This window comes from Vibrio sp. 1167 (assembly GCF_033340375.1).
GTDB classification, from domain to species: domain Bacteria; phylum Pseudomonadota; class Gammaproteobacteria; order Enterobacterales; family Vibrionaceae; genus Vibrio; species Vibrio alginolyticus.
Genome location: NZ_JAWOWK010000007.1, coordinates 38784 through 63085, shown reverse-complemented (window position 1 = coordinate 63085; position 24302 = coordinate 38784). Strand labels below are relative to the sequence as shown.

The window sequence follows — 24302 nt, the reverse complement described above, 5'->3', positions numbered from 1 at the left end:
CATGCTAATGGTGCATCCGGTGGTCGTACGATAGGCCCAGAGATAAAGTGTGAGTTGCCAAACGGTAATGTACATATGTTGCCACCGTTATATTGCAAAATATACGACGGCCGAGAAGTGAAATAGAAAAGGAGCCTAGCGGCTCCTTTTATTATTTCACTAAGTATTAGTGGAAGCTGTAAGGGATAAGAACTTGTAGACGTAAGTCTGTTTCATCCGCATCGCCAGCACCTGCGTACTCATCACGTTCTAGGATTGTACCGTGTAAACGAATGGTAGAACCTTTAAGCGCGCCACTTTGTAGTGAGTAAGATACTGTTGCGTTAACTGCGTATTCGCTTTCGTAATCCCAGTCACCTGATGCTCCGCTTGCTGCAGAGTCAGCGCCAGTACCGTAACCAAAGCCTAGGTAGTAGTTCCAGCCGTTACCTTGGTTGTAAGATAGACGGTTGTACCATGCTAGCTCACCCGCTTTGTTCCAGTCAGATAGCGCGTCCCACCACTGAGACCAAGTACCATTGTTCATACCATATGTATGAATAGTACGAGGAACGAAGTCCGCACGGTTATCTGTGTCTGTGTAGCGCAACTCAGACATCCAAGCTAGCTTACCGAAAGATTGATTCAAAGATAGACCAGTGTGGAAACCTAGACCATCGTATTTCACATCATCGTCAACACCGTAGAAATCAAATGCTAGAGTTGTACGGTCACTAACAGTGTACTTCAAGTAAGCCTTGTAAGAAGTGTTGTCAGTTTCGTTGTGGTAGCTAGTTACTTGACCTGCCCCCCAGTCAACACCATTTGCATATTTAACGCCAGTAGCTTGACCCAAACCAAGTTGCATAAACAAGCTGTCAGTTAGGTTACCGTTTAGGCCTAGAGAGTGTAGGTAGCTCCATGACGTGTCAGACCAAAGCGCTGGTGCGTAATCATCTTCGTGAAGCAGCCAAGGTGCTGTAAATTGGTCTGCGCCAAAGTAGCTTAGGTTGAAATCACCAAGTTTAGCGTTCAGTTCGAAACCACGGTAAGTACCAGGTACAAAGCTCCAAACGTTACCGATTGTACCGTTACCACCAGACTGTAACATACCGAAACGAGCATTAAAGTTTTCGTTTGCTTTGAATTTCAGCGCTGCTTTGTAAACTTTAAGCTGCTGACCATCACCTGCACCCCAGTCTAGGTTGTTACAAGTTGAGATTTCGTTACATAGGTAGCCTTCGTTTGAATTGTAAAGACTATCGTTGTAAAGATCGCCAGAGTAGTAAGCCGCAACATCTGCGCCCACCCAACCATCGTGGTAGCCAGAAGTGAAGTCTAAAATTGCGTTGTAAGAAGAGTAGTTTAGACGACTCCAACGGTCACCATTTTCACCGCCGGGCTTACCTGTTGTACGAGTTCGTGAACGAGTATCAACTATGAATAATGCATTTAGACTTGAGTCTTGCATAAATTCGTTCACTTTCTCTACGTACTCGCCACCTGCTGCACTTTCAGTAGACGCTGTAGCTGGAGCGACAGCAACAACACCAAACATTGCTGCGGTTAACGCTGAAACCTTAAAAAATTTGTCCATGGAAAAACTCCTAAAAATGGATATAGCTGTATTTTTCTATCTCACCTTTAGTTGGCCGCCGAAGGAGAGAAGTAAATTCCTGATCAAACCTCATTATTTCTAATTTGGCTTTTTTTAGTTCCTGCATACACACCGTGTATCCACGTGATTAAGACTAACTTCGCAGCTAAAAACATCCAAATGGAACTTATTTTTTTTCTAAAAAAATATGAGCCACTCCAAAGTTCCATATAACTTATTGATCCAGATCTTATTTTTAACAACATCAACACAACACAACAAATTATTATTTAAAATCAAACATTTAAATTGAACTTAAAAGTATCAACTTGAAGTCACTCGCAGACTAAAAAAGCCAAAAAAACCAATAACCCAAGGTTCGATCTTGATCACTGAAAAGAACAAAGGCATCAATTACTCAATAAAAAAACACTTAATTATGAACAAGAAAAAGCCCCGCATGCTTAGCATACGGGGCTTTTAGTTATTTTTTAGCTTTTTTGAGAAGACTTAATTCATCAGTTCGAGTAAGTCTTGTTCTGTTTTAATTTCGATACCCAGTTCTTGTGCCTTTGCGAGCTTCGAACCTGCATTTTCACCAGCAAACAAAATATCGGTTTTCTTAGAAACACTACCCGTCACTTTAGCCCCCAGTGCTTGGAGGGCTTCTTTGGCTTCTGTACGCCCCAGTTGAGAAAGTGTTCCCGTTAATACTACTGTTTTACCTTCTAATGGTAATTCCCCCACCTGCTCAGTAGTATTAATCTCTGGCCAATGAATTCCTTGTTCAAGCAAATCTTTAACCACCGCTTGGTTCTGTTCTTCACTAAAGAAAGTCGTGATATGTTGAGCAACCACAGCACCGATGTCTTGCACTTCAATCAACTGCTCTTCGGTAGCATTTTGGATCGCTCCCAACGTTTTAAAGTGCATTGCTAAGTTTGCTGCGGTTGCCTCGCCAACTTCACGGATCCCCAGTGAATACAAAAACCGAGGTAAAGTTGTTTCTTTGGATTTTTCTAACGCATTCACAATATTCTGCGCAGACTTTGGCCCCATGCGATCTAGTACGGTTAAAATCCCCGCTGATAACTTAAACAAGTCAGCAGGAGTTTTCACCATCTCACGATCAACAAGCTGCTCGATCACTTTATCGCCTAAACCGTCAACGTCTAACGCTTTACGAGAAACAAAGTGTTTTAGCGCTTGTTTGCGTTGGGCTTGGCAAACTAAGCCCCCCATACAACGTGTTACCGCTTCTCCTTCGATCCGCTCAACATGCGAACCACAAACAGGACACTGAGTTGGGAAAACAATATCTCGAGCTGTTTCTGGTCGACGCTCTTTGATGACAGATACGACTTGCGGAATAACATCGCCAGCACGGCGGATCACAACGTGATCACCAATCTTGACCTGTAGACGTTCTATCTCATCTGCGTTATGAAGCGTCGCATTACTTACCGTTACCCCGCCAACAAATACAGGCTCTAGCTTAGCAACAGGTGTAATCGCACCAGTGCGACCGACTTGGAACTCCACTTCATTCAGTGTCGTCATTTCTTCCTGTGCTGGAAATTTGTAGGCAATCGCCCAACGTGGAGCGCGAGCAACAAACCCCAGACGCTCTTGCACGGCAATATCGTCAATTTTAATAACGACACCATCGATCTCATAAGGGAGGGCATCACGACGCTGCAATATATCTTGGTAGTAAGCTTTTACATCCGCCAAGCTTTCAACTCGCTTAGTTTCCGGACACATTGGCAGTCCCCAAGATTTGATTTGCAAAAAGCGTTCGTAATGACTTGCTGCCAATTCTGCGCCTTGCACCACGCCTACACTGTATGCATAGAAGCTAAGCGGACGAGAAGCCGTAATACGTGAATCCAATTGTCGTAAGCTACCTGCCGCAGCGTTACGTGGATTCACAAAGATTTTCTCGCCTTTCTTCCTTGCTAATTCATTGAGCTTTTCAAACCCAGCTTTCGGCATAAAGACTTCACCACGAACTTCAAGACGATTTGGCCAGTCATTACCCCTGAGTTTTAAAGGAATAGCTTTAATCGTACGCACATTCTCTGTGATGTTTTCACCCGTAGTACCATCGCCTCGAGTGGCCGCCTGAACTAACACGCCATTCTCATATAACAAACTTACGGCGAGTCCATCCAATTTAGGCTCACAACAGTATTCTTTCACACTCTGGCTGCCCACGCGCTCTTGTGCGCGCTTGTGGAAACTATCGAGTTCACTATCATCAAACGCGTTATCAAGCGAAAGCATCGGTACTTCATGTGTCACTTGGCTAAACGCAGAGAGAGGTTGCCCACCGACACGTTGGCTTGGCGAGTCTACGGTTATTAAGTCAGGGTTCTCAGCTTCAATATCCAGTAACTCTCGCATTAAACGGTCGTACTCGGCATCAGGGATCTCTGGGTTATCTTCCACGTAGTAACGCACAGCGTGGTAATGCAACGACTCTTTTAGTTCTTCTAGTCGCTGAAGTACTGATTCAGACATAGTAAAGCCCCGTGTATTTTCAATCGGTGAGGTTGGGAAATCCAAGAAAAAGGGCTCCATCCGGAGCCCTATTATTATTTGCTGTTAAGATTATGCGTTAGCGGCATTAAACTCAACTATTTGACGTCGATAAGATGCTAAACGATCTGGCGTCATTAAGTTGCGCTGGTCATCAAGTACGTTACCACCTAAGTCATCAGCAATTTGCTGCGCAGTTCGGAGCATTAAGTTGAAGTTCTGTTCAGCCTCGCCATAACAAGGCAATGTCATGAAGAATGAAATACCCTTCGTTGTAAACTCAGCAGGATCAGCATGTTCAAACGTACCAGGGTGCATCATATTAGCGACGCTAAACAGCACTTTGCCGTTACCGGACAAGTCGACATGACGATGGAAAATATCCATCTCGCCATAAATTAGACCGTTTTGTTGCATACTTTCAAATAAAGCAGTACCAACAAATGGCTCTTCACCAGCACAGTGCACATTCAATACAATCACTTGCATTTCAGGTTCTGGCTTTGGCTCTTCCTTAGGCTCTGCAACGACAGGCTCACTAACCGTTTCGACTTGCTGTTCTTTCTCCGTAATATCAAACGCGGCGGGAATAACTTCTTCTTCCACAGCAGGCTGGAATGGCTCTTCAGCTACTGTTGCTTGAACAACAGGCTCAACGTCCTCTTCTTTATCTTTTTCTGCAACAAATGAAGGGATGTCATCCGGCTCCTGCTGCGTCTGTTTGACTTCAGATGGACCACCGAATAACGGGTCAGATTCAAACTTGTTGTCGAAAGAGCTCGCCATCCCAAAATCTGGTTCTTTGCGATCTTTGCGAATGATCTCAAAGTCATCTTCAGGAGCGGGAGCGAAGTCTCGTTCTTTCTCAACAAGATCATTTTTGTCTTCTTGGTCAACATCCAGCTTACCAAGTGGCTTGTTACCAAACTTTGCTTTGCCTTCTTTTTTACTGCTCCATAAACCATGAAACAGTAATGCCGCGATGGCTAATGCGCCAACAACAATGAGTACGAATCGCAATTCCTGCATTATTTACTCTCAATATACTTGTTTTTACTACTCGCAGTTCCTTGAGCAGCAACCCAAGTGCAATAAATCTGAATGATACGTTTACTTTACCAAAACTATATGTAGATTTAGAACAACTTAATGCAAGAAGTTCCGTTTTTTGTTGTGATTCTTGCCACGATTCCACTTAACAAGACGTCATTTGTCAGGGCATTGAAAGAAAAGTCCTCACAGGTACAATGAGTTTTCATTTACACGAAGCCAAAATAGACATGAAGCAAAACAATCAGCAGAGAACCGGGTTCGGTTATTTTCTATACGGGATACAATTGGCACTTGCCCCTAAAATCAGGCGCTTTGTCATCTTACCTCTACTTGCAAATATCTTGCTTGTAGGTGGTGCCATCTTCTATCTATTTTCAAACCTTAATATATGGATAGAAGGCTGGATTGGGCAGCTGCCTGAGTTTTTATCCTGGTTAACTTACATTCTTTGGCCTTTACTCGCTCTGACGATACTCGCTACCTTCTCCTATTTTTTCAGCACGCTCGCGAACTTTATCGCCGCGCCATTCAATGGCCTCTTGGCTGAAAAAGTGGAAGAGTACTTAACGGGACAAAAGGTAAATGATGATGGTTTCACTGCCGTCCTGAAAGATGTTCCTCGCGTTTTAGCTCGTGAGTGGAGAAAGCTCCTTTACATTTTACCTAAAGCAATAGGCCTATTCCTGTTATTGCTCATCCCAGCCCTTGGACAAACAGTAGGCCCATTTTTATGGTTTATCTTTACCGCCTGGATGCTCGCGATTCAATATTGTGACTACCCGTTTGATAACCATAAAATCCCATTTAACGACATGCGTTACAAATTGAAACAAAAGCAAGGTAAGGCCTATGGCTTTGGGGTATTGGTGTCTGTATTTACGACGCTCCCAATTTTGAACCTCATTGTCATGCCTGTAGCAATATGTGGTGCAACCGCTATGTGGGTCGCGGAGTTTAAGCACCAACGATAGTCGATTAGAGATTAAGGAAAGGGATCAGCGCCAGCTTTTCCCTTTTCTTTTATCAAGTTCTGGGCCAACCTAATAAGATATAACTTTTTAATCCTTTTCCCTTTTTTTCATACCGCATATTCTTCTATCCATATTCACACAACGTGTAATGAAGGAACATCACTATGAGCAAAATCTACGAAGATAACTCTCTTACTATTGGTAATACACCTCTCGTTCGTCTAAACAAAGTAAGTAAAGGCAAAGTTCTCGCGAAAATTGAAGCGCGTAACCCTAGCTTCAGTGTTAAGTGCCGTATCGGTGCAAACATGATCTGGGAAGCAGAGAAAGCGGGCCTTCTTAAGCCAGGTGTAGAGCTTGTAGAACCTACCAGTGGTAACACAGGTGTTGCTCTAGCATTCGTAGCGGCTGCTCGCGGTTACAAGCTAACATTGACCATGCCTGAATCAATGAGCCTAGAACGCCGTAAGCTACTAAAAGCACTAGGCGCGAACCTTGAGCTGACTGAAGCGGCGAAAGGCATGAAAGGGGCGATTGCTAAAGCAGAAGAAATCGTAGCAAGCAACCCTGAGAAGTACCTACTTCTTCAACAATTTGACAACCCAGCGAACCCAGAAATCCACGAAAAGACTACGGGCCCTGAGATTTGGGAAGCGACAGACGGTGAAATCGACGTATTCGTTGCTGGTGTTGGTACGGGCGGTACTATCACAGGTACAAGCCGTTACATCAAAGGTGAAAAAGGCAAAGCCATCACTTCTGTTGCAGTTGAGCCAGCAGAGTCTCCGGTTATTGCACAAGCACTTGCTGGCGAAGAAATCCAACCTGCCCCACACAAAATTCAAGGTATCGGTGCTGGTTTCATCCCTGGTAACCTCGATTTAGACATTATTGACCGTGTTGAGCAAGTTACCTCAGAAGAAGCGATTGAGATGGCTCGTCGCCTAATGGAAGAGGAAGGTATCCTAGCTGGTATCTCATCTGGCGCAGCGGTTGTTGCAGCGAACCGACTTGCAGAACTACCTGAATTTGAAGGAAAAACAATTGTAACTGTCTTGCCAAGTTCCGGTGAGCGTTACCTAAGTACAGCACTCTTTGCAGGTATCTTTACCGAAAAAGAGAACCAACAATAATATGTGTTCAAATCAATTTTTAGTTTAAAAAAGCCCCGTTTAGGGGCTTTTTTGTTGATCCCTGCCCTACCTTTGGTAATATCAGGGTGTTTTATTTCTAGCTTCAAAATAAAGAAGCAGAACACAAAAAGGTTTCAAAGTGATTACGCACGCAAACAGTTGCGTAGTTACCAAACTTTTGACTAGTATCAGAACTGACGCGCTTTGAACTCTTCCCGTGCTAGCGCACAAGATGTAAAGCAGTTAAGCTAAAATCTGGTCACAAACTAACAAAAAAATACATTTATTGGGGTATATCACATGTACGAGAAGCAAGTAGAAATCACAGCAGAAAACGGCCTTCACACTCGTCCAGCTGCACAGTTTGTTAAAGAAGCAAAAGCATTCGACGCAGACATCACTGTGACTTCTAACGGTAAAAGCGCTAGCGCTAAGAGCCTGTTCAAACTACAAACACTAGGCCTAGTAAAAGGTACTCAAGTTACTATTTCTGCTGAAGGCCCACAAGCTCAGCAAGCAGTTGACCACCTAGTTGCTCTAATGGACCAACTACACTAATCCGGTCTCCTACTCCAGAAGCCATTTTGTGAAAGCAAAATGGCTTCGTTGGAAATAGGCTCAAAACTAAGCTAAAACTATTCGTTAGCGCACCCATTATTCTCCCGTTTTATAAAGTTGACCAAACTTAAGGTAAGGCTATGATTTCAGGCATCCTAGCATCTCCTGGTATTGCAATCGGTAAAGCACTACTACTTCAAGAAGATGAAATTGTCCTAAACACAAACACTATTTCTGACGATCAAGTAGAAGCTGAAGTTCAGCGTTTCTTTGACGCTCGTAACAAATCTGCAGCTCAGCTAGAAACTATCAAGCAAAAAGCGCTTGAAACGTTTGGCGAAGAAAAAGAAGCGATCTTTGAAGGTCACATCATGCTTCTTGAAGACGAAGAGCTAGAAGAGGAAATCCTAGCACTTATCAAAAACGACAAGATGACTGCTGATCACGCTATCCACTCAGTGATCGAAGAGCAAGCATGTGCTCTTGAGTCTCTAGATGACGAATACTTAAAAGAGCGTGCAACTGACATCCGCGATATCGGTTCTCGTTTTGTTAAGAACGCACTAGGCATCAACATTGTTTCGCTTAGCGATATCAACGAAGAAGTAATTCTTGTTGCTTACGACCTAACGCCATCTGAAACTGCACAAATCAACCTAGACTACGTGCTTGGTTTTGCTTGTGATATCGGCGGTCGTACATCTCACACTTCAATCATGGCTCGCTCACTTGAGCTTCCAGCTATCGTTGGTACTAACGACATCACGAAGAAAGTTAAGAATGGCGACATGCTGATTCTTGACGCAATGAACAACAAGATTGTTGTTAACCCATCAGAAGCTGAGCTAGAAGAAGCGAAAGCGGTTAAAGCAGCATTCCTAGCTGAAAAAGAAGAGCTAGCGAAACTGAAAGACCTACACGCAGAAACGACTGACGGTCACCGTGTAGAAGTTTGCGGTAACATCGGTACAGTGAAAGACTGTGACGGTATCCTTCGTAACGGCGGTGAAGGTGTTGGTCTGTACCGTACTGAATTCCTATTTATGGACCGTACTGCGCTACCAACTGAAGAAGAACAGTACCAAGCGTACAAAGAAGTTGCGGAAGCAATGAACGGTCAAGCTGTGATCATCCGTACTATGGATATCGGCGGCGATAAAGATCTCCCATACATGGATCTTCCAAAAGAGATGAACCCATTCCTAGGTTGGCGTGCTGTACGTATCAGTCTAGATCGTCGTGAAATCCTTCGTGATCAGCTACGTGGCATTCTACGTGCTTCTGCACACGGCAAACTGCGTATCATGTTCCCAATGATCATCTCTGTCGAAGAAATCCGTGAGCTTAAGAAAGCGATCGAAGAGTACAAAGAAGAGCTACGCGCTGAAGGCCACGCGTTCGACGAAAACATCGAAATCGGTGTTATGGTTGAAACTCCTGCTGCTGCTGCGATCGCACACCACTTAGCGAAGGAAGTGTCTTTCTTCTCTATCGGTACAAACGACCTAACTCAGTACACGCTAGCGGTTGACCGTGGTAACGAGATGATTTCTCACCTATACAACCCACTATCACCAGCTGTACTTACTGTGATCAAGCAAGTTATCGACGCTTCTCACGCAGAAGGTAAATGGACTGGTATGTGTGGTGAACTTGCAGGTGACGAGCGTGCAACACTTCTACTTCTAGGTATGGGTCTGGACGAGTTCTCAATGAGCGGCATTTCAATCCCTAAAGTGAAGAAAGTAGTTCGTAACTCTAACTTCGCAGAAGTGAAAGCAATGGCTGAAGAAGCCCTTTCTCTACCGACAGCAGAAGAAATCGAAGCCGTGGTAGAAAAGTTTATTGCTGAGAAAGCTCAGTAATCGGTAGTACCAAGTAATTCAATACTTAATGGCCATTAGACGGCGAAAAAAGTCGTCTAATGAGCTATATTGGTATACTATAATTCGACAGAATAAAACCAAACCTTAGGAGCATGACACAATGGGTCTGTTTGACAAACTTAAGAAGCTTGTATCTGATGACAGCGCTGACGCTGGTGCTATCGAAATCATCGCGCCACTTTCTGGTGAGATTGTAAACATCGAAGACGTGCCAGATGTTGTTTTCGCTGAGAAAATCGTTGGTGACGGTATTGCTATCAAGCCAGCAGGCAACAAAATGGTAGCTCCTGTAAACGGTACTATCGGTAAGATCTTCGAAACTAATCACGCGTTCTCTATCGAGTCTGACGACGGTGTTGAGCTTTTCGTTCACTTCGGTATCGACACAGTTGAACTAAAAGGCGAAGGCTTCACGCGTATCGCTGAAGAAGGTCAAACTGTTAAAGCTGGCGACACTGTAATTGAATTCGATCTAGCTCTTCTAGAAGAGAAAGCGAAGTCAACGCTAACTCCAGTTGTTATCTCTAACATGGACGAAATCAAAGAGCTAAACAAGCTTTCTGGTTCTGTAACTGTTGGTGAAACTCCAGTTCTACGTGTAACTAAGTAATTTTTACTTAATCGAACACGAAAAAACGCTGCCATTGGCAGCGTTTTTTATTACCTGAAATTTTGTTTCTGATCGACTTACATCAATGAAATCCGCTCAGCTAAGTAATCCAAGTGCCGAACTCTGCCTTTGCTTCGCTTGAGCGAGTAATGCAGTTGTCGCATCTTGGAGCACTTGAGAACGCACCATTTCCGTAGATTCTCTTGCGAAGTCTGTATCTCTTATTCGACTCTTGGATTCTGTAACACTCCGATTCACAGTATTTAAGTTATCCATCGAGCCGTTTACACGGTTCTGAAAGCTGCCAATTTCACTCCGGTGCGAATCAACATACTTAATTGCTGCATCAATCACCCCAATTGAAAGCTGCGCCTTACCTGCCGTCGACATATCGATGTCATCCATTGTGACTAATTGACCAGCGCTCACATCAAGCTCATCCGCTAAACTCCCTTCGAGAACCACACCCTCTGGCGCCTTCATCGTAGAAGCGAAGAATTGCAGTTCGTTGTTTTCCGTTACTGAAGCATTCACTATCGATTGTTGAGCATTGATGTAAGTGGCGACCTGTTCTATGCGGTCACCCAATTTGAGTCCAATGGATTCCGTTTGGGTTTGCCCTTTACTGTCTTGGTATTCGACTTTTAGGGTTTGGTTATCTTTAGTGACTCGCCAATCTTTATCGACCGCATCACCAACATAATGCTGCCCTCTCATCTCTGGGATATGGCTACGCATGTTACGTAACGTCAAAGAGATTGAATTAGCGTTCGCGCCAATATGGAAACTTTGTGAACCGTAAGATCCATCAAACAGGTTTTTATCCGCAAATGTTGTCGTGATCGCGACACGATCAAGCTCATCTTGCAGCGCTACGACCTCATATTGAATACTTTGCCGATCACTTGAGTCATAACTGCCGTTTGCTGCTTGAAGCCCCAGAGAGCGTAAGCGTTGCAATATGTCACTGCTTTCGTGCAATGCTCCCTCCGCTGTTTGAGCAACAGAAAAAGCGTCGTGCGCATTTCTTAAGGCGACATCAAGCCCTCTCGTTTGTACATGGAGAGTATTCGATATCTGTAAACCTGCCGCATCATCGCTCGCCGAGTTGATTCGAAACCCCGAAGTTAGGTTGCGTTGTGACTCAACATTTTGCGCAGCTGCTTGACTCAGGTGTCTCTGCGCCACCATCGCAGAAACATTGGAATTTAAAGAGATCATCTAATCGATATGAATGCCTTATCGAACATACTGTCAGGACACATCTGAATCGTTATAGCCAATAAGCAAAAAGCCAGGGATGAGCCTGGCTTTGGTTTCTTGCTTTGTTAAATTGATTAACCTAGCAGACTTAGCGCTGAGTTAGGCGCTTGTTTCGCTTGCGCAAGGATTGAGCTTGACGCTTGCGATAGAATTTGTGATTTGGTCATTGCCGTCGTTTCTTTCGCGAAATCTGTATCTTTGATACGGCTCTTCGACGCATTCACATTCTCGTTAATGTTGTCCAAGTTGCTGATTGCGTGGTTGAAACGGTTCTGGAATGCACCTAGCTCTGCGCGGTGGCTGTCTACGTATTTCAGTGCCGCATCGATGATAGCAACAGATTCTTGTGCGCCACCAACTGAGGTTACGTCGATAGTATCTACCGTTACTTTTTTGCCTTCGCCCAAACCTAGTTCACCAGATAGACCGCCTGAAAACTCGACCTCGCCCTCAACTTTGTTGTTGCCAGCGAAGATTTGCAGTTTACCATCTTGGTCTACTGATGCTTTCACTAGGTCAGTTTGGCCGTTAATGTAAGTCGCAAGCTCTTCGATATCGTCACCCGCTTTTGCGCTGATGTTGATTTCTTGCTCTTGGCCGTAGCTGTCCGTTAGGTTGATTTTTAGGTCATTCTTGCCTTGGGCAACGTTCCAATCTTTACCTTTACCGCTTTCTGCTTGGTAGCTTACACCGCCCATCATTTTGTTGTCTGAGCGCATGTCTTTTAGCTCAAGCATTACCGCTTCGCCGTTATCCGCACCGATTTGGAACGATTTCGCGCCGTGGGTACCGTTTAGCAGCTTGTTACCACCGAAAGAGGTTGTTTCTGCGATGCGGTTTAGTTCGTCGTTGAGTGCGGTCACTTCTTCTTGAATCGCAACGCGCTCTGCTTTCGAGTTTGAACCGTTTGCTGATTGCAGAGACAAGTCACGCATACGTTGAAGAATGTTAGTGGTCTCATTCATTGCACCTTCAGCAGTTTGTGCAATCGAGATACCGTCGTTCGCGTTGCGAACCGCTACATCCAAACCACGGCTTTGTACGTTCAAACGGTTCGAGATTTGTAGACCCGCAGCGTCATCTTTTGCGCTGTTGATTTTAAAACCTGAAGACAAACGCTCCATAGAAGTTTGTTGAGCTGAGTTTGCGTTGTTTAGGTAACGCTGAGCGGTCATCGCTGATACGTTAGTGTTTACATTCACTGCCATGGTGATTTCTCCAATTGATTTTCCGGTGTAGCGGTTTCCGACGTCTCGGAAAACCAAGTAGTTCTCTCAAAGTTACCTCTATTAACGACACCAAATTCAGAAGCTTTAGAAAAAAGTTTAAAAAAATAACATTGCGAGATTTAGCTAATAAAATTGAAGAAAAGTAAGAAAAAGTGCTCAAGTTTCCACAAATCGAGCCGAGAGGGCTAAATTGTATAGAAAACCAGCAAAAGGAAACAATTAAAGGTAAGTTCGCAGACGATAGACGTGAAAATTAGAAAAGAAAAAGCCCCTTTTCCTTTGAGAGAACTGGGGCTAGGTTGGTCGCCAGAGCCTATGTGGAGATCAAGAGAAATGAACACATTTCCGGCATACCGAGTGCAACTTTACATTGAAAATGATTGGCAGGTGAGAGATGAGAGAGCCGCTCATTCTATTGTAAAGCTGCTTGCCAAAAGCCTGCATTCCCATCCACGTCTGAATGTATTGAGTACAGGCTAAGTAAACTACTGCAATAGTGACATTGCAGAGTTTGGCAACTGTTTCGCTTGAGCAAGAATCGATGTACCTGCCTGTTGCAAAATTTGTGCTTTGGTCATTTGCGTGGTTTCTTTCGCAAAATCTGTATCTTTAATTCGGCTGTTCGATGCGTCAACGTTTTCTTGGATATTCGCCAAGTTGTTGATGCTGTGACTCAAACGGTTTTGCTTCGCACCTAAGTCTGCACGTTGCGAGTCTACGTATTTCAGTGCCGAATCCAGCACAGAAATCGCGTTTTGAGAACCTTGTACCGTGGTCATATCAATATCTTGTACTGACGTTCTGATAGGTTCATCACTCAGGCCAAGCTCAGATGCTAGTCCACCAGAAATGGAAATCTCGCCCTGAACGTTTGGATGCGCGACAAAAACTTGCAACTTGCCATCTTCACTTACAGACGCATTAATCATATCAGACTGACCATTAATGTAAGTGGCAAGCTCTTCGATGTCGTCGCCCGCTTTGGCATTAATGTTGATTTCTAGATCATCAACATTGCCGTCTTCGTCTTCACCCATACCTGGTAGCGTGATCTTCAAGTCAGATTTAGCTGGGTCAACGCTCCAGTTTTTATCTTTACCATTTTCAGATAAGAAGGTCACACCGCCCATGCGAGTATCGTCCGCACGAATGCTGGTGAGTCCCATGATCATGGCTTCACCTGAGCTCGCACCAATCTGGAATGCTGCTTCACCGAATGAGCCGTTCAATAGACGACGACCACCAAATGAAGTGGTTTCTGCAATACGGTTTAGCTCGTCAATCAATGCCATTGACTCTTCGTTGATCGCCTGACGCTCAGCCGGAGAGTTAGTACCGTTCGATGATTGAATCGCAAGGTCACGCATTCGTTGCATGACAGAGGTTGCCTCATTCATCGCACCTTCAGCGGTTTGTGCAATCGAGATACCATCGTTCGCGTTACGCATTGCGACATCTAGGCCACGAGACTGTGCAGTTAAGCGGTTAGAGATCTGTAGACCTGCCGCATCATCTTTTGCACTGTTAATCTTATGTCCTGAAGATAAGCGCTCCATCGACGTGTTTAATTCATCAGTCGCTTTGTTTAGGTAACGCTGCGCGGTCATCGCGGAGACGTTAGTACTAACTGTTACAGCCATTTTGCTCTCCTGTTGAGTTCGCAAGCTTTTGCGAAGCGGCCAGCTTTACTCTCATTTGGATAAGCACTGACCGTAAAAGTTACTTGCTAAATCTGCCTTAAACGCAGGGTTTAGAATCTCTAAATCTGTTCTGATATTTTCAATACAATTTGTGTGCCAACTTGCGTAAATTATTTAACTACTTTTAAAAGAATCAAATAAACAATAAGTTAGCTTTATCATTAAGCTATTTCCGGTTTGTCAGACTCATCTTAGCCCAAGGGTATTGAACGCTGCCCTGTTGCCGCCCGACTTGCCTCCCGCATCATTGCCGCTTTGGGTAAAATCGTGCCGCATGACATCTCAGACTCTCAGGTTACGTCGACTTATCGCGCTTAAGGCTTTGCACATAAGGCATCAAAATCAGACAATGCGTATGAGTGTCATACTAGATGTAGTTAAACAACGTTAGATCTTTGGTCTTACCGAATGCTTGTTGCGATGCCTGTAACGCTCGCGAGTTTTCACTGAACTCGATCACGGCTTTAGAGTAATCCAAGTCCTCAAAGTTGCTCTTCGCTTTTGCCAGAGACAAATTAAAGTCTTCATGATTTTGCTCTTGGATATCCAGCGTACTCAATCGAGCACCGGCATCTGTACGCGCTTTATTCAAATGGATAAAAGCAGCGTGGAATTCTTCTGTCATTTGGTGCAATTTAGCAGTCGCCGACGTATCCGAAACCGATTTGTCTGACCATGCCATTGCATCCTTGAAGGTATCGAAAATGCTGAACTCTGCCCGCTTTTCGATCTCAATGCTGTCACCAGGCGTAATTTGGCCTTTTACGTGCACTTTCAGGCCTTTGTATTCAATCCCTTTCTCTGGAGAAAACTCATCGGCATCCACTACTTTGCCGTTACGCTCTAATTGGTAACCAAATTTGCCGTTATTCATATCGACAAATGTCACGCGATACGCCGCATCATCCTTCGTATCAACGTTAGTGGCTCTGTTTAATAGCAACTCAGAACCGTTTTGTAGATCGTAATTCGGCTGATAATCGCCAAATGGGTTTGGTATCTCCATAAACAGCTTGCTGCCAGGATCGTTCATTGGCATCTCAAGCATGCTAGAAACTTTCATTTTGCGCTGATAATCGTCCCCAGCGTATTGCACGCTACCATCTTTATCGCGATAAAATGGTTGGCTTTTTGGCTTAGTGCCAGCAAACACGTAGTTACCAGATTCATCTTGCGAGTTCACCAAGTTAAGGAAGTTGTTCGCAATCTCTTCTAGCTCACGCTTCTTTGCTTGTCGGTCTTCAGCAGAAAAGGCACCGTTAATCATCTCCATCGTTAAGCGCTTCGACTCGTCGGCAAAATTCTCCGCATTGGCGATATTAACTTCGTGGTTTTCTAGACGATTACGCACCAACACTATCGAGCTAAGATATTGTTGTAGCTGTTCTTGTTGCTGACTAATGTTTTGGATGTAATGCGCAGCGAGGGGGTCGTCACTAGGTTTCAGTAACTTTTTCCCTGAAGCAAGCTGCTCTTGGTTGTGGTGAACCTTATTCTCTTGACGACGCAGATCATTTTGTACGGACTGATAGTTATGGAAACTAGAAATTCGGGTTAGCACTTATCTCTTCTCCTTACCTCAGTTGTAAAATGGTATTGAAGGTATCGTTCGCCGCTTGCATCACACGTGATGAAGCCATGTACGCTTGTTGAAACTTCATCATGTTGGCCGCTTCTTCATCGAGGTTAACACCAGAAATAGAAGCAACGCGCTCTTGCGCCGCTTCATGCTCTAAACGAGCGACGGAGGCTAAACGGTTTGCTGTAGAAGACTTCAGTCCAACTTCAGTATTGAGGTTATGATAAACATCGATCAAGGTACTGGATTTTCCATCCATCATCTTGTCTGTTTGGATCTTCTGCATTTTTCTCAAGTTGCCGTTACCACCTTCAGAAGGCACCAAGTTTGCGGTGAATTTATCATTCATCAGTGCGCCTTCGCTCAACTCAAACACGGTTGCATCGCCGTTTTTATACAGCGGATGGCTTTTCGGCACTGATATTTCAATCTTCGGGTTATCTTTATCTAACGGGTATGAGTATTTGTCCGATAGTAAATTACCCTTGTTATCCGTGATCTTTAACCACGGCTTATCATGCTTCTCGTCGGCTGGTTGTACGGTAACCTCAAACTCTTTAACATCCCCCGCCTCACGAATTTTAAACTTGGCGTTACCTTGGGCAAAAGTGGTTGAGGCTTCATAACTTTGTGCGGCAATAGCTTTTGCGTCATTGGTTTCCATCTTTATGATGGCTGCACCACTTCTCGTTGGGCGTAGCAATACGCGCTCACCGGCGGCAAGGCCTTCACCAATTTGCACTTTCATACCATCCAGAACAAACGACGAATCCGAACGGTCGATGTTCAACGACATTTGCTCACCTTTCGGTGTTGTCACGCTGTATTGGTCGCCATCATAACGCAGCGAATATTCACCACCTTTGATCGCGGAAATATCCTCGATGTAAACCGCAACATCAGCTTGAGAGTCAGGCGCAGCAAAAACTCGAGATTTTGCCACCAGCTCAGAGTTCACATCGGTAAATACGTCTTTACCTATCTTACCGTTGAGATCCAGACCTTGAGATTGCAGCTGATTAATTTTGTAGGAGAAACCCGTCGCTAAACGGCCCATTTCATCTTGCAGTTGTGGGATGTGTTTGTCGCGCATTTCAAGTAAAGCGCCGATTTTGCCATCCATATCATCAGACTTGATCGCTTTAATGCCATTCCCTTCCACCATTGCTAATCGTCTTTGATGAACATCCGGATAGCCATCGATCATTTTGAGCTGGCTTGCTTCCGTACCAGAAACAAGTGTGTGTCCATTGCCGATATGAACATTAAACCCTTCCGCATTTTTGCGTGGGGTTACAGTAACTTTGGTGTACTCTGACAGCTCAGTAACCAGCTTTTCATGCTGATCCATTAGGTCATTATGTGGGGCGGGGGTGCGCATCATCAGTCGATGAATATCGCGAATTTCCAACGCAAGTTGGTTAACGCGCTCAATGCCCATATCCAATTTTTTATTGGTGACATCAGATTGCAGTCGAACGGTTTCGTGGAAATCATTTAATGTATCAGAGAAGATTTTCGCCTTTTCCAATACCACTTTTCGTGCCCCTAAATCGTTCGGGGTATCTGCCATGGTTTTTACCGCATCGAACCACTCATTCAGGTTCTCGGGAATTTTCTTCGATGCTACGGAGCTCAACATGCTAGAGAGCATATCAAGATTGTCTTGGGTATCCGTTTTGTTGGCATTGTTGGTCGACGACAGGTTCAGTTCATTCACGGCAAACTGATCCCACGAGCGGCGAACATTTTCCACATGCACACCCATGCCGTAGGTAGAACCACCAAACATGCGCGGATCATTCGTGCCTTGGATAACAGACTGACGGCTATAACCCTCTGTATTAACATTAGAAATGTTATGACCAGTGGTGTTTAATTGTCTCTGAGCAGTAAGCACACTTTGAGTACCTACATTCAGAAGATCTGACGCCATACATGCCCCCGAAAACGAAATATAAATCGGCAAAACCGATCACCTAGACACATTAAAAGCAAAAGATGTGCCAAGTGATAGAAAGGCGTAGATGTTCAGATAAAGTGAAGGCTTGCACTATGGCAAGCCTTCGAGAACGTCATAAATTGTCGCAGAAACATTACATACTTTCGATTTTATCCTTCACCTGCAGGACTTTATCTGCGTAATTCGGATCGGTCGCGTAACCCGCACTGTGGATACCGCGAATAAACGACTCTGAATTCCCGCGTTGCTGTAATGCTGTCTCGTAACGTGGGTTGTCATTCAAAAATCGTACAAAGTCATTAAAGCTGTCTTCGTAACTTGAGTAGGAGCGAAACGCTGCCGTCTCTTTCACTGGCGTGTTATCGTGGAACTCTAAAGTTTGAGTCGTCACTTTGTCACCCTGCCAGCTTCGATCTGCTTTGATATTAAATAAGTTGTTGCTGCTGCCACGCGCGTTCTTCACGACCTTTTGTCCCCACCCCGTTTCCAAAGCGGCTTGCGCAAGTAGCAGAGATGGCTCGACACCTAAGGCTTTCGCAGCTTTCTCCGCGTATGGCTTCATCGAGTTAACAAAGGATTCTGGTGAATCGAATCGAGTGGGTTCATTGCTTGGTCGAGATAATTGACCAGATTCAATCAAGCGCTGTTCAATCTCGCGCGCTTTTTTCGGGTCAACACGACGATATTCCGCAGCATTGTTTGCCGCATCACGCATAGCCGTTTCTTTTTTGTCGTTCCCTTGCCCAGCCGTTAATTGCTTAACAATCATATCGGCCAGTCCCATTGAACCAGACGAACTCAATTCACTCGCCATCTGTTCATCCAACATTTGTCGGTAGAACTTCTCGTTTTGGCTGTTCATCATGTTGGACTCAAAGCCCTCATTGGCTTCACGCATGGATTTCAACATCATGGAGGTGAAGATCGATTCGAACTGACGAGCAGCCGCATGCAATGCTTCTTGCTCGCCATCTTTTCCCTCTTTCACTGCTTTTTGACGCAGAGTATCCAGAGAACTGATGTCATGGATAAAACCAATGTCGTTAGGATTGTTCATTATACCTACCTCCTAACCATTAAATGATGATCAACTGGCCTTCAATGGCACCAGCTTGCTTCAATGCTTGTAAAATTGCCATCAAGTCCGAAGGCGCAGCCCCGACTTGGTTCACGGCACGGACCAAATCATCCAACGTTAAGCCTGGTTCGAACTTAAACATTTTGCCTTGCTCTTCGCTGACTTCGATATCCGAGTCTGGTACGACAACGGTTTGCCCACCAGAAAAGCCGTTAGGTTGGCTAACATTCAGGTTTTCTTTGATCGCAACCGTCATGCCGCCATGCGTTACTGCTGCAGGTTTAAGACGCACATGCTTACCAACTACGATGGTGCCCGTTCGTGAGTTAACGATGATTTTGGCTGCACCATCTGCTGGGTCGAACTCTAGGTTTTCGATTGCCGATAAGAACGCAACACGCTGGCTGACGTCACGAGGAGCACGCACGCGCACTGATGTCGCGTCAACAGCGCTCGCCATTTGTGGGCCAAGGAAGTTGTTTACAGCATCCGCCATACGTTGAGCCGTTGTGAAGTCTGACTCAAGCAAGTTGAACGTGATGTAATCACCACGACCAAATGGGTTTGGAATTTCTCGCTCTACTGTCGCACCACTAGAGATAAGACCAACGGTTGGATTGTTACCTACGATTTTAGAACCGTCAGCGCCTTCAGCACTGAAGCCGCTCACTACTAAGTTACCTTGAGCAACCGCGTAAACTTGACCGTCGAGACCTTTGAGGAACGTTTGCAGTAGCGTACCACCACGCAAACTTTTAGCACTTCCGATGGAAGAGACAGTCACGTCTACTTGCTGACCTGGTTTAGAGAATGGCGGCAACTCTGCCGTTACCATAACTGCGGCAACGTTTTTTATTTTCGGCTTTGTGCCCGGCGGCATCTGAATGCCGAAGTTTTGCAGCATGGCGGCGAAACTTTGCTCCGTAAACGGGTTCGCTTCGCCTGTGCCAGGTAAGCCTGAAACCAAACCATAACCCACGAGTTGGTTGCTTCGTACACCTGCCACTTGCGCGACGTCTTTGATACGTGCAGCTTGGGCAGCGGTAGAAAACAGAGCAACGCTCATCAGTATTAAAAGGAGTTTTTTCATGCTTACTTATCTCTTGCAGTCAAATTGCCGTCAGCACGGCGTGTTATAGCGCTACATTAAAGAATCGTGCCAAGAAGCCCGGCTCTTGCATATCTTGTTGTACACCGGTGCCAGAATACTGAATTCTTGCGTTAGAAACGCGGTTTGATGCAATAGTATTGTCGAAACTAATGTCATCAGGACGAATAGTGCCGCTTAAACGTATGTACTCATCACCCGTATTAAGCGTCATCCATTTTTCTCCACGGATAACGAGGTTGCCATTTGCCAAAACTTCAATCACCTCAACAGTAATGTAACCACTGATGCTGTTACTCTGCTTAGCAGAAGAGTCACCCGCAAATGAGTTTGAGTTATTTAAGTCATAAGAGAAATTGTATTTGCCACCAATTTGCAGCTCTTCGCCACCCACTTGAAGCGGGTCCATTTGCGCTTCATTGGTTTTCGATAAATCGGCATTGGCGCTTTTCGTGGCGCTGGTAGTCTCATCCAGTGTCACGGTAATAATGTCGCCAATACCACGTGGCTTGGAATCGTCGTATAGATCGGTAATGTGCTCGGCGCTAAACAGTGAACCTGTTGCAGCAGCATAATGCTCAGGTTTCTTTTTCGGATGAATAGGAGCCCATGCAGGATCACCCGCAACCGGATCGCTTCTGCCACGCAGTGTATCCACGATACCGCTGCTCTCTTCTTTCGATTTATCGCCTTCTACTGCGTCGACCACAGTGGTTGCTTGTGTCACTTCATCCGTTTCAATCGGTTCCAACATGGCACAGCCCGACATCGTAGCAATCAAAGCGAGTAGGCAAATACGTTTCATCGTGAGCTCCTCAAATCTTGCTCTTAATCGTTACAATTGCTGGTTAACGAAGCTCATCATTTTATCGACTGACGAGATCACTTTTGAGTTCATTTCGTAAACGCGCTGGGCTTCGATCATGTTGACCAACTCTTCCGTTACATTCACGTTGGACGCTTCCAGCATGGATTGACGAATTTCCCCCAAACCGTCCAAACCAGGAACACCCTCTTGTGGATCGCCACTGGCACCCGTTGGTAAGTAAAGGTTCTGACCAATTGGCTCTAGGCCACCCGGGTTAACAAAATCTGTAATGGTTAGCTGACCAACGACTTGGTTGTCTTGCTGACCTCGGACGCGAACCGACACTTCACCATCCGTACCAACAGTAATAGAGATCGCATCTTCTGGAATCACAATTTCAGGCTCTACAGGGTAGCCAGAACCCGACGTGACTAACGTGCCTTCACCATTTAGCGTGAACTGACCGTTACGGGTATAACCGATGTTGCCGTCCGGCAATGTCACTTGGAAAAAACCGTCGCCTTCCACCATCATGTCCAGTGCGTTGGTCGTTGTCTGTGCATTGCCGTGCGTGTGCACTTTTTGCGTCGCAACCACTTTAGAACCCGCACCTAGCATCAAGCCACTTGGCAGTTCCGTGTTCTGAGATGACTGGCCGCCAGGCTGGTTGATGTTCTGATAGAACAGATCTTCGAATACTGCACGGCTCTTTTTGTAGCCGACAGTAGAGGCGTTCGCCAAGTTGTTCGAAATCGTGGCAATGTTGGTTTGTTGGGCGTCTAGACCTGTTTTACTTACCCATAGTGCTGGATGCATAGTGAACCTCTAACTCTGTTAACTCATACGAAGCAGTGAATCTGAAGATTTATCCATTTCTTCAGCTGTGCTCATCATCTTGACTTGCATTTCAAACTGACGTTGTAAGTCAATCAATGCGGTCATTTCACCTACGGCATTCACGTTACTGCCTTCTATCGCTCCCGTCTGGAGGCTAACAGTCGCGTCTGCTTCGTAAGGTTGGTTTGGAGTTTTATGGCGAAATAAGCCATTGGTGTCTTTAAACAAGCTTTGATCATTAGGCTTAACAAGCTTAATGCGATCAACCGCTTGGAATTCTTCTGCCGGGGCACCTTGAGGAAGTACAGAGATGGTGCCATCCCGACCGATTTCAATTTTGGAGAGAGGAATAGGCAAAGTAATCGGCGCGTCGTTTTCACCCAGCACCAAATGACCACTTGCGTTGGTAAGCATGCCATTTTGATCGACTTTTAGGTTGCCGTTACGGGTCAACCCTTCTTTCCCTGTGTGATCGAGTACCGATATCCAACCGCTGCCTTCAATCGTCACATCCAGATCACGCCCTGTTGTAATCACGCTACCTTGAGCAAAGTTATGCCCTGGACGCTCTGTCATGCTGAACACACGTGAAGGATGGCCTTCACCATAAGCCTGCATTGAGCGAGCCTGTGCTAAATCAGCCCGAAATCCGGTCGTGCTTACGTTAGCCAAGTTATTAGCGCGCAATTGTAGTGCCTGCATATTTTGCTTGGCGCCACTCATTGCGAGAAACAGTGCGCGATCCATAAATTACTCCAAAAAATCTCTCTGTACACGGAGTAAAAGCAATAGTTATGCCAAAACAAAAATAGGCTTATCAATCAATACTTTGAATTAACAATCAACAATTAAAAGAGGTCAATAGGGGCAGAAAACTGTAACGAGAGGCAAGGTTTTGATCCATACGGCGGCAACAGCGGCAAATCGTAGATCAAAGCATGCTTAGCCTGAGTGAGGTGTATTCAGGCTAAGCATCAGATGAATGTCATGATGAAAGTGAACAAAGCGGTAATTACTAAGAAGCAATCACACGCCATTGCTTACTCAAGCAGAGTATCGAATGACCCAGCTAGTGCTCTAGCGGATCTGTAAGATATTCTGTTGTAGTTGGTTGTGTACTTCGAGCGAACGTGAGTTTGCTTGGAAGTTACGCTGAGCAGAGATCAGGTCCACCAACTCCTGCGTCATATCAATGTTTGACTGTTCCAGCATACCGTTATTGATGGTGCCGAAAGAGCCTTTATTTGATTCACCCCAGATCTTGTCACCAGAGAACTGCGTTGAATCCCATTGAGTGCCGCCTTTCTTATCCAGACCTTGCTCGTTTGGAACACGTACGAGAGCAACACGACCCAATGTAACGTTTTCACCGTTTGAGTAAGTTCCCAATACGCTGCCGTTTTCATCGAAGTCAACTTTGGTTAGGAAGCCCGTCGTTGCACCGTCTTCGTCAAACTTAGTCAGTTCGAACGGAGCCGCAAACTGTGTTGCTGAGCCTAAGCCGAAGTTAAGCGTCTGCGCAGGATCGGCACCATTCATATCGACTGGTGTCGTGTTCGTCGCCGGATCGCCCAGAGCCACAGAAGTGATTGGCTGACCATTGTTCAAGCTCGCCAACGTACCATCGTTGTTGAACTTCATGGTATGCCCCACATGACCTGTTGGCGTTTGCGCATCACCAGCCGCAACATTTAAAGGCTTTTCACCTTCTTTATCTGTCACGGTGTAGTAAGTGTTCCATGTATTTGGCTGAGTCTGATCTTTCAAGTAATACGTCGTTAGCTTGTAAGACTGACCCATCGAGTCATAAATTGTCGAAGAGGTTGAACGGTTGTATGTATCTGGGTCTGAAAAATCAAACTGCGTTGGATCTTTCAAATCGCCGTTCGCTGGCAAGTTCACACCCACTTCAATGTTTGCTGTTTGTTTTGGCTTACCAAATTCAGCAGGAATATTGATGGGTTGTGGCTCGTATGAAGAAACCTCACCAGAGCTTGGGTCCACTTGGTAACCTAATAAGAACTCGTCGTTCGCGGTCACCATGTAGTTTTCTTTATTTAAGTGAAATGCACCATTACGTGTCAGTTCATTCTGTTGTGGAGTTAGACGCTCTTTCGCTACAGCGAAAAAACCTGTCCCCGAAACACGCAAATCCATTGGGTTGTTGGTGTAAATGCTAGAGCCTTCATGGAACTGCTGTGCCACTTGGCTTGCTTGTGCACCACCACCCGGTGTGGTTTTTGCGTTAGTAAATAAAGAGTTAGAGTAGACATCAGCAAACTCAGCACGGGACTCTTTAAAGCCGTAAGTGTTGGCGTTCGCAATGTTGTTACTGGTGGTGTTCAAATCCAGTTGGGCGGCGGACAAACCGCTTAAAGATACATATGACATTCCAAAATCTCCTAATCT

The 24302-nt window shown here is 45.2% G+C and carries 19 protein-coding genes; 5 read left to right on the top strand and 14 right to left on the bottom strand.

All coding sequences use genetic code 11. The features are described 5' to 3' along the window. Positions 1-166: 166 nt before the first annotated feature. The 3 genes from R7Z78_RS16055 to zipA form a co-directional block, all read right to left on the bottom strand. Entirely contained in the window at positions 167-1576 is a 1410-nt protein-coding gene (locus tag R7Z78_RS16055) for a porin (protein ID WP_104975948.1), read from the bottom strand. A gap of 510 nt (positions 1577-2086) precedes the next feature. Further along, positions 2087-4099 (bottom strand): NAD-dependent DNA ligase LigA, encoded by a 2013-nt coding sequence (ligA, locus tag R7Z78_RS16050; RefSeq protein WP_017819968.1) that lies wholly within the window; start codon positions 4097-4099, stop codon positions 2087-2089. Between the two features lie 90 nt (positions 4100-4189). After that, on the bottom strand, positions 4190-5146 hold the full coding sequence (zipA, locus tag R7Z78_RS16045) for a cell division protein ZipA (RefSeq protein ID WP_017819969.1): 957 nt from the start codon (positions 5144-5146) through the stop codon (positions 4190-4192). Positions 5147-5397: 251 nt separating this feature from the next. Between zipA and cysZ the strand changes: the two genes are divergently transcribed. The 5 genes from cysZ (at position 5398) to crr (ending at position 10328) form a co-directional block, all read left to right on the top strand. Then, positions 5398-6141, top strand: a complete 744-nt coding sequence (gene cysZ / locus R7Z78_RS16040) for a sulfate transporter CysZ (protein ID WP_104976047.1) — start codon at positions 5398-5400, stop codon at positions 6139-6141. A 164-nt stretch (positions 6142-6305) separates the two neighbouring features. Beyond that, a complete protein-coding gene (gene cysK / locus R7Z78_RS16035; protein ID WP_005382045.1) occupies positions 6306-7274 on the top strand; it encodes a cysteine synthase A in 969 nt (322 codons plus the stop codon). 300 nt (positions 7275-7574) lie between these two features. After that, positions 7575-7832 carry an HPr family phosphocarrier protein gene (locus R7Z78_RS16030; RefSeq protein ID WP_005382043.1) on the top strand — a complete coding sequence of 86 codons (258 nt, stop codon included), beginning with the start codon at positions 7575-7577 and terminating at the stop codon, positions 7830-7832. Between the two features lie 140 nt (positions 7833-7972). Further along, a complete protein-coding gene (gene ptsI, locus R7Z78_RS16025) occupies positions 7973-9697 on the top strand; it encodes a phosphoenolpyruvate-protein phosphotransferase PtsI (protein ID WP_005389298.1) in 1725 nt (574 codons plus the stop codon). A 121-nt stretch (positions 9698-9818) separates the two neighbouring features. Continuing rightward, the gene (gene crr, locus R7Z78_RS16020) at positions 9819-10328 is read left to right on the top strand and encodes a PTS glucose transporter subunit IIA (RefSeq protein WP_005382041.1); all 510 of its coding nucleotides are present in this window, start codon (positions 9819-9821) and stop codon (positions 10326-10328) included. Between the two features lie 96 nt (positions 10329-10424). Here crr and R7Z78_RS16015 read toward each other — a convergent pair whose 3' ends face one another. The 11 genes from R7Z78_RS16015 to flgE all read right to left on the bottom strand — a co-directional run bounded on the left by R7Z78_RS16015 (position 10425) and on the right by flgE (position 24284). After that, positions 10425-11549 carry a flagellin gene (locus R7Z78_RS16015; protein WP_104975946.1) on the bottom strand — a complete coding sequence of 375 codons (1125 nt, stop codon included), beginning with the start codon at positions 11547-11549 and terminating at the stop codon, positions 10425-10427. Positions 11550-11665: 116 nt separating this feature from the next. Beyond that, positions 11666-12799, bottom strand: a complete 1134-nt coding sequence (locus R7Z78_RS16010; protein ID WP_005382039.1) for a flagellin — start codon at positions 12797-12799, stop codon at positions 11666-11668. Between the two features lie 506 nt (positions 12800-13305). After that, entirely contained in the window at positions 13306-14460 is a 1155-nt protein-coding gene (locus tag R7Z78_RS16005; protein ID WP_005382038.1) for a flagellin, read from the bottom strand. 427 nt (positions 14461-14887) lie between these two features. After that, positions 14888-16081 (bottom strand): flagellar hook-associated protein FlgL, encoded by a 1194-nt coding sequence (gene flgL, locus R7Z78_RS16000; protein WP_047102907.1) that lies wholly within the window; start codon positions 16079-16081, stop codon positions 14888-14890. Between the two features lie 13 nt (positions 16082-16094). After that, positions 16095-18035 carry a flagellar hook-associated protein FlgK gene (gene flgK / locus R7Z78_RS15995; RefSeq protein ID WP_025768947.1) on the bottom strand — a complete coding sequence of 647 codons (1941 nt, stop codon included), beginning with the start codon at positions 18033-18035 and terminating at the stop codon, positions 16095-16097. A 160-nt stretch (positions 18036-18195) separates the two neighbouring features. Continuing rightward, positions 18196-19122 carry a flagellar assembly peptidoglycan hydrolase FlgJ gene (flgJ, locus tag R7Z78_RS15990; RefSeq protein ID WP_031779079.1) on the bottom strand — a complete coding sequence of 309 codons (927 nt, stop codon included), beginning with the start codon at positions 19120-19122 and terminating at the stop codon, positions 18196-18198. Between the two features lie 16 nt (positions 19123-19138). After that, entirely contained in the window at positions 19139-20230 is a 1092-nt protein-coding gene (locus tag R7Z78_RS15985; RefSeq protein ID WP_006743028.1) for a flagellar basal body P-ring protein FlgI, read from the bottom strand. 43 nt (positions 20231-20273) lie between these two features. Further along, positions 20274-21053, bottom strand: a complete 780-nt coding sequence (flgH, locus tag R7Z78_RS15980) for a flagellar basal body L-ring protein FlgH (protein WP_006743029.1) — start codon at positions 21051-21053, stop codon at positions 20274-20276. 30 nt (positions 21054-21083) lie between these two features. Next, on the bottom strand, positions 21084-21872 hold the full coding sequence (gene flgG / locus R7Z78_RS15975; protein ID WP_005382032.1) for a flagellar basal-body rod protein FlgG: 789 nt from the start codon (positions 21870-21872) through the stop codon (positions 21084-21086). Positions 21873-21890: 18 nt separating this feature from the next. After that, on the bottom strand, positions 21891-22640 hold the full coding sequence (gene flgF, locus R7Z78_RS15970) for a flagellar basal-body rod protein FlgF (protein ID WP_005382031.1): 750 nt from the start codon (positions 22638-22640) through the stop codon (positions 21891-21893). Positions 22641-22970: 330 nt separating this feature from the next. Beyond that, positions 22971-24284, bottom strand: a complete 1314-nt coding sequence (gene flgE / locus R7Z78_RS15965; RefSeq protein ID WP_005382030.1) for a flagellar hook protein FlgE — start codon at positions 24282-24284, stop codon at positions 22971-22973. Positions 24285-24302: the final 18 nt, after the last annotated feature.